This window comes from Umezawaea sp. Da 62-37, assembly GCF_032460545.1.
Lineage (GTDB): Bacteria > Actinomycetota > Actinomycetes > Mycobacteriales > Pseudonocardiaceae > Umezawaea.
Genome location: NZ_CP135965.1, coordinates 4,849,905 through 4,863,756, shown reverse-complemented (window position 1 = coordinate 4,863,756; position 13,852 = coordinate 4,849,905). Strand labels below are relative to the sequence as shown.

Here is a 13,852-nt window from a genome sequence, read left to right as displayed (position 1 = left end):
CGTCACTCGGCTGCAGGAAGGAGTCCCCGTGACTACGGTCCTTATTTGCGACGACCGGCGCAGCGTGCGGGAGGGCCTCACCCGTGTCATGTCGGCCGTCCCCGGGGTTAGTCGCATCGACTGCGTAGCGCACGGTGACGAGTTGTTGGCTCGCTTTTCGAGGCAGCCAGTCGACGTCGTGCTGGTCGGTACCCAGCGCGCCGTCCCGACCGGGGTGGAAGCAACCCGGCGACTCGTCTCGGCCAACCCGCAGGCCAACGTCATCGTGTTCGGTGCCCCGGACGACGCGGGCAGCATCGCCGCCGCGATCGCGGGTGGCGCCCGCGGTTACCTCCGCTGGGACGCCTCGCGTCCCGAGCTGGTGGCCGCGCTGGCCCACACCCTCGCGAGCACGTCGGTGCCTGCCCCTCGTCAACCCTCGGATCCCGGCGTCCAGCTCACCGAGCGCGAGCTCCAGGTGCTGCGCGGCATGAGCCAGGGCAAGAGCAACGGACAGATCGGGCGCGAGCTCTACCTGTCCGAGGACACCGTGAAGACCCACGCGCGGAGGCTCTTCCGCAAGCTGGGTGTGCGCGACCGGGCTCAGGCGGTCGCCCACGGCTTCCGCCGTGGCCTCGTGTCCTAGATCACGACTGTTGGTATCCGTCCAGCCCGGTGACCTGTCGCCGGGCTGGATTCGGTGCGCGTGTTGACTGGTCAGAGGGGTCTTCGGGCCCCTTCTGCCGCCATTTGGCCGTTTGGCCGGTACGGTGTGTGTCACCGGTACGAGTGACGTAGAGCGTCTCGTGCCGCTTGTTGTCGATACGCCTAGGCGTAACACCGGGGCTGCTGTCTGCGATGACCAACTTGGGGGACGGACTGGACGCCGAAGTAGGCGCGGCCGTCGGAGGTGACAGGCCCGCCATCGAGCGCCTGTTGGCTTCGATCCGTCCCTTGGTGGTGCGGTATTGCCGCGCCCGAGTCGGAAGACAGGAAAGGTCTTTCGCTTCGGCGGACGACGTGGCCCAGGAGGTGTGTCTCGCGGTGTTGACGGCCCTGCCCAGCTACCGCGACCAAGGTCGGCCCTTCCTCGCGTTCGTGTACGGCATCGCCGCGCACAAGGTGGCCGACTCCCACCGCTCAGCCTCCAGGAACCGCTCAGAGCCGGTTTCGGAAGTGCCGGACGGACCCGAGACCGAAGCGGGTCCTGAACAGCGCGCCATGCAGGGCGAACTCACCGGTCAAATGGCCCAACTCTTGCGCGTACTGCCCGAGAAGCAGCGGGAGATCCTGCTGCTCAGGGTGGTGGTCGGCTTGTCGGCCGAGGAGACCGCTGACGCGGTCGGGTCGACTCCGGGAGCTGTCAGGGTGGCGCAGCACCGCGCGCTGTCCAGGCTCCGCAAGACGTTGGCAGCCGAGGAGGTGGTCTGAGTGGCCGACCAGCACGAGAAGGACAACGGAGAAGTCGTGCGCGGACAGCGAAGGAGAGCCCAGCTCCCTTCAGACGAACAAGTGGACCTCGGTGGCGACTCGTCCCCCTCGGACCTGTCCGGCATCCAGGCCGACGACGCGCTGCTCGACGCGCTGGGAGGCAAGGACCCGGATCGCGTCGGCGAGCTCGTCCAGGACGACCTGAACGCACTGCTGCTCGCCTGGCGCCACGACGTGGACAGCCAGGCCATCGGTGCCCTCGTCGACACCGACACAGCCATCGCGACCATCGTGGCCGCCCGTCCGGCCCCCCGGTCGCGGCACCGCTTCCTGATCCCGCTGGCCAGCGCCGCGGCCGTGCTCGCCATCGCGTTCACCGGCGTCAGCCTGGTCGCCCGCGACGCCCAGCCGGGCGACCCGCTGTGGACCCTCACCCGCGTCCTCTACGCCGACCACGCCCGGTCGGTCGAGGCGGCCGTGGCCGTGAAGGGCGATCTCGACGCGGCGCGCGCCGCACTGCGCGAAGGCAAGGTCAACGAGGCCAAGGACGCGCTGGACAAGGCGGGGGTCGCCCTGCCGAAGGTGTCGTCCGACGACGGCCACGGCGGCCTGCTGCAGACGCATGAGCAGCTGCTGGTCGAGTTGACCAGCACGACGACGAACCCGGCTTCCACGTCGGACAGCAGCACGACCAAGACGAAGGAACCGAAGCCGACCAAGTCGAGTTCCACGAGCCCGACCACGGACTCGAGCGACACGACCACGCCGGAGACCTCGTCGTCGACCACCACGACGGAGCCGGTGTCGAGCTCCAGCCAGCCGAGCATCCCGCCGCCGCCTCCGCCGGAGGAGACGACCGACGCGACGACGAGCGGGTTCACCCCGAGGTCGGAGTCCGACCCGGTGCCCACGCCCTAGCGCCGCGGAGCCGACCCCGCCGCCCCCGTGCCCCTCGTGGACACGGGGGCGGCGGCGTGAGAACCGGTTGGGGCGGTCATGGGAACGCGGGGGAGGTCGGATCCCGCGAAGGGCCACCGCTCCCGCGGGACCGCCGCCGCCCCCGGATGTGACGAAGCCCGCCCTCCGATCGGGGGGCGGGCTTCGTCACACCTCAGCGGGCTTCCTCGGTCGCGGTGACGCCGTCCGCGTAGCCCCGGCAGTACTCCCAGGTGACGTAGGACGACGGGTCCGGGTCGTACGCGGGCTCGTGCGGGCGCATCCGGCCGTCGTGCAGGAGCTGCTCGAGACTGGCCCGCAGCAGCGCCCAGTCGTGGAAGTGCGGTTCCTCGCACTCCCCGCAGTCGACCACTATCCCCCGCACACCACCGGGTTCCAGCAGCGCCTGGTACACGGCGAGGTCGCTCAGGTCACCCACGAGTTCGGCGCGCTCCTCGTCGCCGATCTCGGGGTGCTCGTGGTCTTCTTCTGGCTCGGCCATGGCCTTCGCCGGATCCTCCGGATCCTCGGCGAACGGGTCTGGCGGCAAGGCGTCGTGCGGCACGACCCCGCACGGTACCGGGCGGAGGGCGGAAGGCCTGCGGATACCATGGCGTGAACGCCCCAGACCTGCCGGCAGGGTCGAGAATCAGATGCTGCCCCCAAGCGGAAACCCGATCCGCTCGCGGTGGGACCGCAGCACGACGGAAGGCTTGTCACCCGCTATGACCAGCGAGCTCAACGTTGACGGAGTCCCGAGCAAGTTCGCGATGCTGGGACTGACCTTCGATGACGTCCTGTTGCAGCCTGCGGAGTCGGACGTCGTACCCAGCAACGTCGACACCAGCACCAGGATCTCCCGCAACATCACCCTGCGGATCCCGCTGGCCTCCGCCGCGATGGACACGGTGACCGAGGCGCGGATGGCCATCTCGATGGCCCGCCAGGGCGGCATCGGCGTGCTGCACCGCAACCTGTCGATCGAGGACCAGGCCAGCCAGGCGGAGACGGTGAAGCGCTCCGAGGCCGGCATGGTGACCGACCCGGTGACCTGCACGCCCGAGGACACCATCGCGCACGTCGACGACCTGTGCGCCCGGTACCGGATCTCCGGTGTCCCGGTGACGGACCCGTCCGGCAAGCTCGTCGGCATCATCACCAACCGCGACATGCGCTTCGAGGTGGACCACAAGCGCAAGGTCGCCGAGGTCATGACCAAGGGGCCGCTGGTCACCGCGCAGGTCGGCGTGTCGGCTGAGGCCGCGCTGGGTCTGCTGCGCCGCCACAAGATCGAGAAGCTGCCGATCGTGGACGGCGACGGCAAGCTCCAGGGCCTGATCACCGTCAAGGACTTCGTCAAGACCGAGCAGTACCCGCTGGCCTCCAAGGACCCCGACGGCAGGCTGCTGTGCGCCGCCGCGGTCGGTGTCGGCGACGACGCGTTCGCCCGCTCGATGGCGCTGGCCGACGCGGGCATCGACGTGCTGATGGTCGACACCGCGCACGGCCACTCGCGCGCCGTGCTGGAGATGGTCGCCAAGCTCAAGAAGGAGCTCGGCGACACGGTCGACGTGGTCGGCGGCAACGTCGCGACCCGCACCGGCGCCCAGGCCATGGTCGACGCGGGCGCGGACGGCGTGAAGGTCGGCGTCGGGCCCGGCTCGATCTGCACGACCCGCGTGGTCGCGGGCGTCGGCGTCCCGCAGATCACCGCGATCCACGAGGCGTACCTGGCTTGCTACCCGGCCGGTGTGCCGGTGATCGGCGACGGCGGCATCCAGTACTCCGGCGACATCGCGAAGGCGATCGCCGCCGGTGCCAGCGCGGTCATGGTCGGCAGCCTGGTCGCTGGCACCGCCGAGGCGCCCGGCGACCTGATCCTGGTCAACGGCAAGCAGTTCAAGACCTACCGCGGCATGGGTTCGCTGGCCGCGATGTCGAGCCGCGGCGACACCAAGTCGTACTCGAAGGACCGCTACTTCCAGGACGACGTGCTGTCCGAGGACAAGCTCGTGCCCGAGGGCATCGAGGGGCGCACGCCGTTCCGCGGCCCGCTGGCGCAGGTGGCCTACCAGCTCATCGGCGGTCTGCGCATGGCCATGGGCTACACGGGGTCGAGCACGATCGCCGAGCTGCAGAACGCGCAGCTCGTGCGGATCACCGCGGCGGGACTCAAGGAGAGCCACCCGCACGACATCACGATGACCGTCGAAGCCCCGAACTACACCACCCGCTGAAGCACCACCCGTTGGGCACCAACACCCCCCGCTGAGAGGAAGACAAGTGCGCGATCTGGTCGAGATCGGCATGGGCCGGACCGCGAGGCGGGCCTACGAGCTGGACGACATCGAGATCATCCCCTCGCGGCGGACGCGTTCGTCGAAGGACGTCTCGACGGCGTGGCAGATCGACGCCTACCGGTTCGACATCCCGCTGATCACCCACCCGACCGACGCCATCGTGTCGCCGGGCACGGCGGTCGCGGTCGGCGAGCTGGGCGGCCTCGGGGTGCTCAACGCGGAAGGCCTGTGGGCCCGGCACGCGAACGTCGAGGAGGCGCTGTTCCGCCTCGTCGAGGCGACCGAGGACACCGACGACCCCGGCGCGCCCGTGCGGATCCTCCAGGAGCTGCACTCCGCGCCGGTCCGCCTCGACCTGGTCGCGGCCGCCATCAAGGAGGTCCGCGACTCCGGCGTGACCGTCGCGGTGCGGGTCAGCCCGCAGCGCGCGGCCGAGCTGACGCCGGACCTGCTGGCGGCGGGCGTGGAGATCCTGGTCGTGCAGGGCACGATCATCTCCGCCGAGCACGTGCTCCGCGACGGTGAGCCGCTGAACCTGAAGTCGTTCATCGCCGACCTCGAGGTCCCGGTCATCGCGGGCGGTGTCGGCGACTACCGCACCGCCATGCACCTCATGCGCACCGGTGCCGCGGGCGTCATCGTCGGCTACGGCTTCACGCCCGGCGTGACCACGACGGACGCCGTGCTCGGCATCGGCGTCCCGATGGCGACCGCCATCGCCGACGCCGCGGCCGCCCGCCGCGACTACCTCGACGAGACCGGTGGCCGCTACGTCCACGTCATCGCCGACGGTGGTGCCCTGACCAGCGGTGACATCGCCAAGTCCATCGCGTGCGGCGCGGACGCGGTCATGCTCGGCGAACCGCTGGCCTCCGCCACCGAGGCGCCGGCCCAGGGCCTCTACTGGACCGCGGCCTCCGCGCACCCGTCCGTGCCCCGCAGCTTCGTGTCGCCCGGCGTGGACCAGGAGGTCGACCTGCGCACCCTGCTGTTCGGCCCGTCGGTCGACCCGCGCGGTGTCACCAACCTGTTCGGCTCGCTGCGCCGAGCCATGGCCAAGACCGGCTACTCGGACCTCAAGGAGTTCCAGAAGGTCGGCCTGACCATCCGCGGCTAGCGCACCTCCGACGATGGGCGTCTCCCCGCACGGGGGAGGCGCCCATCGCCGTGTTCCGGTGACGCACCCCTCTAGTTGATCTTCGTTCACCCCTCATCGCTAGAGTGGGCCTCCCATAACGAACCGATGACGAGGAAGGGCCCCGTGGACGACCTGGTCGAACTGGGACTGGCCGACGACGAGCACGACGCGGACGCGGACGCCGGCGTCGAGGGTGAAGAGGTCGACGAGGTGCCGCCGCCGACCCCGCTGGACAGCCGGGTGGGCTTCGCGGGATCGGTGGTGGCACTGGTTCTCGCGTCGGTGGCGGGTGTCGCCCTGTTCGCGTGGATCGTCCTGTTCTGGCTGGCCCCGCCGCTCCTGGCGTGGATCGACAGCCTCGGTTTCTGAACCGGTTCGGAGTAGGCGTTACCGGAAGTAACCCCTAATGTCGGACCCATGGGTGAACTCGCCGGTAACAACGTGGACTACGACGTCGTCGTGGTCGGCTCCGGGTTCGGCGGCAGCGTCGCCGCCCTCCGGCTGACCGAGAAGGGCTACCGGGTCGCCGTCGTGGAGGCCGGGCGGCGGTTCGCGGACGACGAGTTCGCCGAGACCTCGTGGGACCTGCGGAAGTACCTGTGGGCGCCCAGGCTCGGCTGCTTCGGCATCCAGCGGATCCACCTGCTGCGCAACGTCATGGTGCTCGCGGGCGCGGGAGTCGGCGGTGGGTCGCTGGTGTACGCGAACACGCTGTACCGGCCGCTCAAGCCGTTCTTCGCCGACCGGCAGTGGGCGCACATCACCGACTGGGAAGCCGAGTTGTCGCCGTTCTACGACCAGGCGTCCCGGATGCTCGGCGTGGTCACCAACCCGACCACGACCCCGGCCGACGTGGTCATGCGGCAGGTGGCCGAGGACATGGGCGTGGCCGACAGCTACCACCCGACGCCGGTCGGCGTGTACTTCGGCGAGCCGGGCGTGCAGGCCGCGGACCCGTACTTCGGCGGTGCGGGGCCCACGCGGACCGGGTGCACGGAGTGCGGCAGCTGCATGTCGGGCTGCCGGGTGGGGGCGAAGAACACCCTGGTCAAGAACTACCTGCACCTGGCGGAACGCGGTGGGGCGAGGGTCCTGCCGCTCACGACGGTGACCAGCCTGCGCCAGACCGGCGGCACGTGGGAGGTCGACACCGAGCGCACCGGGGCCGCGCTGCGCAAGGGGCGTCGCACGATCACCGCGACCAGGGTCGTGCTGGCCGCGGGCACGTGGGGCACCCAGCAGCTGCTGCACCGGATGCGCGCCGAGGGCGTGCTGCCCGCGCTGTCGCCGCGGCTGGGCGAGCTGACCCGCACGAACTCCGAGGCGATCGTCGGCGCGGCCCGGCGGACCGTCGACCCGGACCGCGACTTCACCAGCGGCGTGGCGATCACCTCGTCGTTCCACCCCGACGAGATCACCCACATCGAGCCCTGCCGCTACGGCAAGGGCAGCAACGTCATGGGGATGCTCCAGACCCTGGCCACCGACGGCGCGTCCAGCACCCCGCGCGTCCTGCAATTCCTCCGCCAGGCCGCCAGGCATCCCCGGCGGCTGCTGCGGCTGCTGTCGGTGCGGCAGTGGAGCGAGCGGACGCTGATCCTGCTGGTCATGCAGAGCCTGGACAACTCGATCACCACGTTCGCCAAGCGCGGTCTGTTCGGGCGGCACAAGCTCAGTTCGCGCCAGGGCCACGGCGACCCGAACCCGACGTTCATCCCGGCGGGCCACCGCGCGAACGAGCTGACCGCCGAGCACATCGACGGCATCGCGGGCGGCACCTGGGGCGAGCTGGCGGGCATCCCGCTGACCGCGCACTTCATCGGCGGCTGCCCGATCGGCGAGGACGTCGAGCACGGCGTCGTCGACGCCTACCACCGCGTCCACAACTACCCCGGCCTGTCGATCGTCGACGGCGCGGCCATCTCCGCCAACCTCGGCGTCAACCCGTCGCTCACCATCGCCGCCCAGGCCGAGCGCGCGTTCTCCCTGTGGCCCAACAAGGGCGAGGCCGACCCGCGCCCCGAGCAGGGCGCCGACTACCGGCGCGTCGCCCCCGTCGCCCCGCTCCACCCCGCGGTGCCCGCCCACGCGCCCGGCGCGCTGCGGCTGCCGATCGTGGCGATCACACGGCCAGCCAGGTCGACACCAGCGTGACCGCGGACAGCACCCCCATCGCGGAGTGCAGCACGTCCGGGACCACCCGGTCGCCGATGCGCGGCAGCACCGCCCACGCCCGCTGCTTGTTGACCTCCATGGCGACCTTCGGCCAGCCGGTCAGGTAGGGGATCCACCACGAGAACAGCTGGCCGAGCATCCAGCAGCTGTAGAAGACGGCGGCCACCCACAGCTCGAAGCGGTGGCCGAGCAGCGTGGACACGGCGAGCACGGCCATCAGGATCTGGACGTTCGCGTTCGCCGTCCTGTTCTCGAACCTCAGGTCGTTGAACGGCGGCATCGGCACCCAGTGGGTGAAGGTGAAGTAGCACGTCAGGACCAGCTGGCTGATCCCGGCGATGGTGGGAACGGACATGTCGAACCCTCTCTTACGCTGTAAGAAACGCTAGAGTGCTCTTACGGTGTAAGAAAGTCAAGGGAGTGCTGTGGCACGGGGACTGAGCAGGGACGTCGTGCTGGACGCGGCGCTGCGGCTGATCGACGAGCACGGCGCGGCGGGGCTGTCGATGCGCAAGCTCGGCGCCGAACTAGGCGTCGAGGCGATGACGCTCTACTACTACGTGCCGAACAAGGCGGCGCTGCTCGACGGCGTCGTCGAGCGGATCTTCGGCATGGTCGCGGCCGAGCTGCCGCCCGCCGACGTGCCCTGGGAGACCTACCTGCGCGAGCTGGCCGGAGGGCTGCGCCGGGTGCTGCTGGGCCACCCGGCGGCCGTGGCGCTGACGGCCACCCGGCCGGTGATCACCCCCGCCGGTCTCGCCGCGCTGGAGACCGCGCTGGAGGTGCTGACCGGCGCGGGCATGCCGGTGACGACGGCGCTGCACGTGTTCAACACCGTGTCGACCTTCGTGCTGGGGCACGTGCTCAACGAGACCGGTCAGCAGCCCGTCGGCGACTTCCCCGACCTGAGCGCGTTCCCGCTCATCTCGCGGGCGGTCGCCGAGGGTGCCGGCAACGGTGATGACGAGGCCCGGTTCGATCTCGCGATCGACGCACTCGTGCGCGGGTTCGGTGGCAAAGTGGAGTGATGGCAACGAAATCGTCCGCGAACGGTGCCGATCCGGAACCGGGGGGAGAGTCGTTCGTCCAGCTCGCGGACGGCGTCCACGCGCTGACCAGCGAGGGTGACCCGAACGTCGGCGCGGTGGAGGCCGAGGACTTCCTCGTCTGCTTCGAGGCCAGGTCGACCCCGGCCGCCGCCCGGCGCTGGCTGCTCAGGTTGCGGGAGCGCACCGCGAAACCGGTGCGGTACCTCGTGCTCAGCCACTTCCACGCCGTCCGCACGCTCGGCGCCAGCGCGTTCGACGCGGACGTGGTCATCGCGCACGAGCGCACCAGGACGCTGATCGCCGAACGCGGGCGGCAGGACTGGGCGGGTGAACTGGCCCGCACGCCGGAGGCTTTCCCCGAGGCGGCCGGGATTCCCGGTCTGACCTGGCCGACCATGACGTTCTCCGACCGCCTCACCATCCCGCTCGGCGGCGAGCGCGGCGACCTCGAACTCCGCCACCCCGGCCGCGGCCACACCGCGGGCGACATCGTCGGATGGCTTCCGCAGCAACGGATCCTGTTCGCGGGCGACCTCGTCGAGTCGCGGGCCGCGCCGCACTGCGGGGACGCGTTCCACGACGAGTGGGCGACGTCCACTTTGGACAAGGTCGCCGCGCTGGGCGCCGAACTGCTCGTCGGCGGCTGCGGCCCGGTGGCGCGCAACCGGGCCGAGGTGGACGCCGCCATCGCGCAGAGCAGGCACTTCCTGGACGAGCTGCGCCGCGCCGTCACCGACGTGCGCGACCGCTCGGGCACCCCCGCCGAGGCCTACCGGGCGGCGCACGACGCACTCGCCCCCCGCTTCCACGGCCGCCCGTCCTTCGACAACCTGCCACTGGCCGTCCGCCGCTACTGGGACGAGTGCGACGGCGTCACCTGGCCCAGGATCTGGACCCCCCAACGCGAATCCGAAGTCCGAACCGCCCTCACCTGACCACCTGAACACGAACGGGGGTGCCTGAGCGTTCGACACGACGTACCCGAACGTTCGACTCGCGACTCATCGCGAGTCGAACGCTCAGACACCGCGTGTCGAACCTCCAGGCACCCCGAGTCGAACGTTCGGGTGGTTACAGCTGGATGCCGGTGAGCACGGTGGTGCGCTGTTCGGTGAAGTCGTCCATGGCGGAGCGCACGCCTTCGCGGCCGGTGCCAGAGCCCTTGACGCCGCCGTAGGGCATCTGGTCGGCGCGGTAGGACGGCACGTCGCCGATGATCACCCCGCCGACCTCCAGTTCCGCCGCCGCGTCGAACGCGATCTTCAGGTCGCGGGTGAACACCCCGGCCTGCAACCCGTAGTCGGTCGCGTTGGCCTGCTCGAACGCCTCCTCGACGCTGTCGACGACGGACACCGCGAGCACCGGCCCGAACACCTCCTGGTGCCACACCTTCGCCTCCACGGGCACGGCCTCCAGCACGGTCGGCTCGACGGTCGTGCCGGACCGCCCGCCGCCCACGTGCAGCTTGGCCCCCAGCGACACGGCCTCGTCGATCCACTCCTTGACCCGCACGGCGTTGTCCTCGTCGATCAGCGGACCCACCTCGACCTCGGGGTCGTGCGGGTCGCCGGTCTTCAACGCGCTCACGGCGGCCACGAGCTTCGGCACGAACTCGTCGGCCACCGCCCGGTGCACGATCACGCGCTGCACGGCGATGCACGACTGCCCGGCTTGGTAGTTCCCGAAGGTCGCGATCCGCGAGGCCGCGTGGTCGAGGTCCGGCCAGTCCGCGCAGACGATCGCGGCGCTGTTGCTGCCCAACTCCATCACCACGTGCTTGCGCGGCGCCGAGTCCATCAACGACCACCCGACCCCGGTGGACCCGGTGAACGAGATGACCGGCAGCCGCGGATCCGCGACCAGCGACTCCATGTCCCCGCCCCGCACGGGCAGCACCGAGAACACCCCGTCGGGCAGGTCGGTCTCGGCCAGCAGCTCACCCAGCAGCAGCGCGGACAGCGGAGTCGCGGACGCGGGCTTGACGATCACCGGTGCGCCCACGGCGAGCGCGGGCGCGACCTTGTGCGCGACCAGGTTCAGCGGGAAGTTGAACGGCGCCACGGCGAGCACCGGCCCGCGCGGCACCCGGCGGACCAGCGCCATCCGGCCGACGCCGTTCGGGTCCGTGTCCAGCCGCTGGAGGTCGCCGGTGAACCGGCGCGCCTCCTCGGCGGCGAACTTGAACGTGCTCACCGCGCGGGCCACCTCGATCTCGGCCCACTTGAGCGGTTTGCCGTTCTCCGCGGTGATGGTCTCCGCGATCTCCTCGGCCCGCTCGGCCAGCGCCTTCGACACGTGCTCCAGCGCCGCCGCCCGCACGTGCGCGGGCGTGCGCCGGAACTCCTTCGCCACCGCGGCGGCGGCCGCTACCGCGCGTTCCACCTGCTCGGGGCCGGGCACGGCGACCGTGGCCACCTCGGTCCCGTCGTGCGGGTGGTGCACGGTGATCTCCTGCGCACCCTGTTCGGGGTGGCCGGCGATCCAGCAGGGCCGGGGCTGCGGGGTGATCGCGTCCATGGCGTCAACGGTAGGCCAGTACGGCCCTGGCGGCTCGGATGTGGGCCACGTGGGACAGGTAGTGGTCGTCGTGCTTCTCGGCCCGTTGGACGTGGAAAGCCGGGTCCTCCCTGATGGCGCGCACCATGTCCGCCAGCCGCGCCAGCACGTGGTCGGCCAGGCCGTCACTCGGACAGCCGTACTCCGCGCAGAACAGCTCGGCCCGCCGCCACTGGTCCTCGGGGGTGCCGAACGCGGGGGAGAGCGGCGCGAGGCAGTACACCGCGTACGCCACGTCCCACCACCGCGGCGCCGGGTGCGCGGTGTCGAAGTCGATCACCCCGACCGGCAGCCCGTCGGCGAACACCACGTTGTACGGCGCGAGGTCGCCGTGGCAGACGACCTCGGCGGGCTCGCGCGCCGGGAACTGCCAGCCCGCCGTGCCCACCAGGTCCACCGACGCGTCGTGCAGCCGCCGCACCATCCGGGCGTACGCGACCAGCGTGTCGTCACCCCGCAACGCCGGGGCCAACGGCGGGTGGCCGACCTCACCCGGCAGGTACGAGAGCACCTCGCGGCCCGCGGAGTCGATGCCGTGCACCTCCGGCACGAACCCCGTGGGAGCCAGGAGCCGCAACAGCCCGTGCACCCGCGGAGTCCACGGACCGGTGGGCCTGCGCACCGTCCCGCCGACCCTCACCACCTCGTTCAGACCGCCTCCGGTCAGCGCTTCTTCGTCCACGTCTGACATCCTTGCCCCGTGTCCGAAACCAGCAACCGACCGGTACTCGTCGTCGACTTCGGCGCCCAGTACGCGCAGTTGATCGCCCGTCGCGTGCGCGAGGCCCAGGTGTACTCCGAGGTCGTGCCGCACACCGCGAGCGTGGCGGAACTGCTCGCGCGCGACCCGCTCGCGATCGTCCTGTCCGGCGGCCCCTCCAGCATCTACGAGGAGGGCGCCCCCCAGGTCGACCCGGCGCTGTTCGACGCGGGCGTGCCCGTGTTCGGCATCTGCTACGGCTTCCAGGCCATGGCGGTCGCGCTGGGCGGCACCGCCGAGCACACCGGCACCCGCGAGTACGGCCGCACCGAACTCGGCGTGACCGAGGGCGGCGGCAGGCTGCACGACGACCTGCCCGGCCACCACCCGGTGTGGATGAGCCACGGCGACTGCGTCACCAAGGCCCCCGAGGGCTTCACCGTCACGGCCACGAGCGACGGCGCGCCCGTCGCCGCGTTCGAGGACACCGAGCGCCGGTTCGCGGGCGTCCAGTACCACCCCGAGGTCGGCCACTCGCCGCACGGCCAGGAGGTGCTGCGCCGGTTCCTGCACGAGATCGCGGGCGTGAAGCCGCAGTGGACCACCTCGTCGATCGTGGACGAGCAGGTCGAGCGGATCCGCGAGCAGATCGGCGGCGGCAAGGCCATCTGCGGCCTGTCCGGCGGCGTCGACTCCGCGGTCGCGGCGGCCATGGTGCAGCGCGCCATCGGCGACCGGCTGACCTGCGTGTTCGTCGACCACGGCCTGCTGCGCGCGGGTGAGCGCACCCAGGTCGAGCGCGACTTCGTGGCGGCGACCGGCGTGAAGCTGGTGACCGTGGACGAGCGCGAGCGGTTCCTGGAGGCCCTCAAGGGCGTCACGGACCCCGAGCGGAAGCGCAAGATCATCGGCCGCGAGTTCATCCGCGCGTTCGAGCAGGCCGCGCGGGACCTCCAGGTCGACGGCGACTACGACTTCCTCGTGCAGGGCACGCTCTACCCGGACGTCGTCGAGTCCGGCGGCGGCACCGGCGCGGCGAACATCAAGAGCCACCACAACGTCGGCGGCCTGCCGGACGACCTCCAGTTCAAGCTGGTCGAACCGCTGCGCGCGCTGTTCAAGGACGAGGTCCGCCGGGTCGGCACCGAACTGGGCCTGCCCGAGGTCATCGTGCAGCGCCAGCCGTTCCCCGGCCCCGGTCTCGGCATCCGCATCATCGGCGAGGTGACCGGCCCGCGGCTGGAGATCCTGCGCCAGGCCGACGCCATCGCCCGCGAGGAGCTGACGTCCGCCGGTCTCGACCGGACGATCTGGCAGTGCCCGGTCGTGCTGCTCGCGGACGTGCGCAGCGTCGGCGTCCAGGGCGACGGCCGCACCTACGGCCACCCGATCGTCCTGCGGCCGGTGTCCAGCGAGGACGCCATGACCGCGGACTGGACGCGCCTGCCGTACGAGGTGCTGGAGCGGATCTCCACCCGCATCACCAACGAGGTGGCCGACGTCAACCGGGTCGTGCTCGACGTGACCAGCAAGCCGCCGGGCACCATCGAGTGGGAGTAGCCCACCCCCGAACAGCGGAAGGCCGTGA

General features: G+C 71.1%; 14 protein-coding genes. 10 read left to right on the top strand and 4 right to left on the bottom strand.

What is annotated here, in order from left to right; genetic code table 11:
* Nucleotides 1-28 precede the first annotated feature (28 nt).
* From RM788_RS21865 to RM788_RS21855, 3 genes are all read left to right on the top strand, one after another.
* Nucleotides 29-625: a response regulator transcription factor gene (locus RM788_RS21865; protein ID WP_015805222.1), complete on the top strand. Its 597-nt coding sequence runs from the start codon at nt 29-31 to the stop codon at nt 623-625.
* Nucleotides 626-837: 212 nt separating this feature from the next.
* A complete protein-coding gene (locus RM788_RS21860) occupies nt 838-1,410 on the top strand; it encodes a sigma-70 family RNA polymerase sigma factor (RefSeq protein ID WP_315933582.1) in 573 nt (190 codons plus the stop codon).
* Nucleotides 1,411-2,328, top strand: a complete 918-nt coding sequence (locus RM788_RS21855) for an anti-sigma-D factor RsdA (RefSeq protein ID WP_315933580.1) — start codon at nt 1,411-1,413, stop codon at nt 2,326-2,328. It abuts the gene before it with no gap.
* Between the two features lie 193 nt (nt 2,329-2,521).
* Here the strand turns inward: RM788_RS21855 and RM788_RS21850 are convergent, their stop codons facing one another.
* Nucleotides 2,522-2,911, bottom strand: a complete 390-nt coding sequence (locus RM788_RS21850; protein ID WP_315933579.1) for a DUF5319 domain-containing protein — start codon at nt 2,909-2,911, stop codon at nt 2,522-2,524.
* A 160-nt stretch (nt 2,912-3,071) separates the two neighbouring features.
* Between RM788_RS21850 and guaB the strand changes: the two genes are divergently transcribed.
* The 4 genes from guaB to RM788_RS21830 all read left to right on the top strand — a co-directional run bounded on the left by guaB (nt 3,072) and on the right by RM788_RS21830 (nt 7,938).
* The gene (guaB, locus tag RM788_RS21845) at nt 3,072-4,583 is read left to right on the top strand and encodes an IMP dehydrogenase (RefSeq protein ID WP_315933578.1); all 1,512 of its coding nucleotides are present in this window, start codon (nt 3,072-3,074) and stop codon (nt 4,581-4,583) included.
* 46 nt (nt 4,584-4,629) lie between these two features.
* Nucleotides 4,630-5,763 (top strand): GuaB3 family IMP dehydrogenase-related protein, encoded by a 1,134-nt coding sequence (locus tag RM788_RS21840; protein WP_315933576.1) that lies wholly within the window; start codon nt 4,630-4,632, stop codon nt 5,761-5,763.
* A 126-nt stretch (nt 5,764-5,889) separates the two neighbouring features.
* Nucleotides 5,890-6,153 (top strand): hypothetical protein, encoded by a 264-nt coding sequence (locus RM788_RS21835; protein ID WP_315933575.1) that lies wholly within the window; start codon nt 5,890-5,892, stop codon nt 6,151-6,153.
* A gap of 48 nt (nt 6,154-6,201) precedes the next feature.
* A complete protein-coding gene (locus RM788_RS21830; protein WP_315933573.1) occupies nt 6,202-7,938 on the top strand; it encodes an FAD-dependent oxidoreductase in 1,737 nt (578 codons plus the stop codon).
* On the opposite strand, the gene RM788_RS21825 is transcribed toward RM788_RS21830, so the two are convergent.
* Nucleotides 7,907-8,314, bottom strand: a complete 408-nt coding sequence (locus tag RM788_RS21825; RefSeq protein ID WP_315933572.1) for a hypothetical protein — start codon at nt 8,312-8,314, stop codon at nt 7,907-7,909. The two genes, RM788_RS21830 and RM788_RS21825, sit on opposite strands and share 32 nt — an antisense overlap.
* 70 nt (nt 8,315-8,384) lie before the next feature.
* Between RM788_RS21825 and RM788_RS21820 the strand changes: the two genes are divergently transcribed.
* Nucleotides 8,385-8,987 carry a TetR/AcrR family transcriptional regulator C-terminal domain-containing protein gene (locus RM788_RS21820; RefSeq protein ID WP_315933571.1) on the top strand — a complete coding sequence of 201 codons (603 nt, stop codon included), beginning with the start codon at nt 8,385-8,387 and terminating at the stop codon, nt 8,985-8,987.
* A complete protein-coding gene (locus RM788_RS21815; protein ID WP_315933570.1) occupies nt 8,987-9,943 on the top strand; it encodes an MBL fold metallo-hydrolase in 957 nt (318 codons plus the stop codon). The genes RM788_RS21820 and RM788_RS21815 overlap by 1 nt, the downstream gene beginning before the upstream one ends.
* Before the next feature lie 136 nt (nt 9,944-10,079).
* Here the strand turns inward: RM788_RS21815 and RM788_RS21810 are convergent, their stop codons facing one another.
* Both RM788_RS21810 and RM788_RS21805 read right to left on the bottom strand, forming a co-directional pair.
* On the bottom strand, nt 10,080-11,525 hold the full coding sequence (locus RM788_RS21810; RefSeq protein WP_315933569.1) for an aldehyde dehydrogenase family protein: 1,446 nt from the start codon (nt 11,523-11,525) through the stop codon (nt 10,080-10,082).
* Between the two features lie 4 nt (nt 11,526-11,529).
* Entirely contained in the window at nt 11,530-12,246 is a 717-nt protein-coding gene (locus RM788_RS21805; protein WP_315933568.1) for an aminoglycoside phosphotransferase family protein, read from the bottom strand.
* 18 nt (nt 12,247-12,264) lie between these two features.
* Between RM788_RS21805 and guaA the strand changes: the two genes are divergently transcribed.
* Nucleotides 12,265-13,824, top strand: coding sequence for a glutamine-hydrolyzing GMP synthase (gene guaA, locus RM788_RS21800; RefSeq protein WP_315933566.1), 1,560 nt, complete (start codon nt 12,265-12,267; stop codon nt 13,822-13,824).
* Nucleotides 13,825-13,852 lie beyond the last annotated feature (28 nt).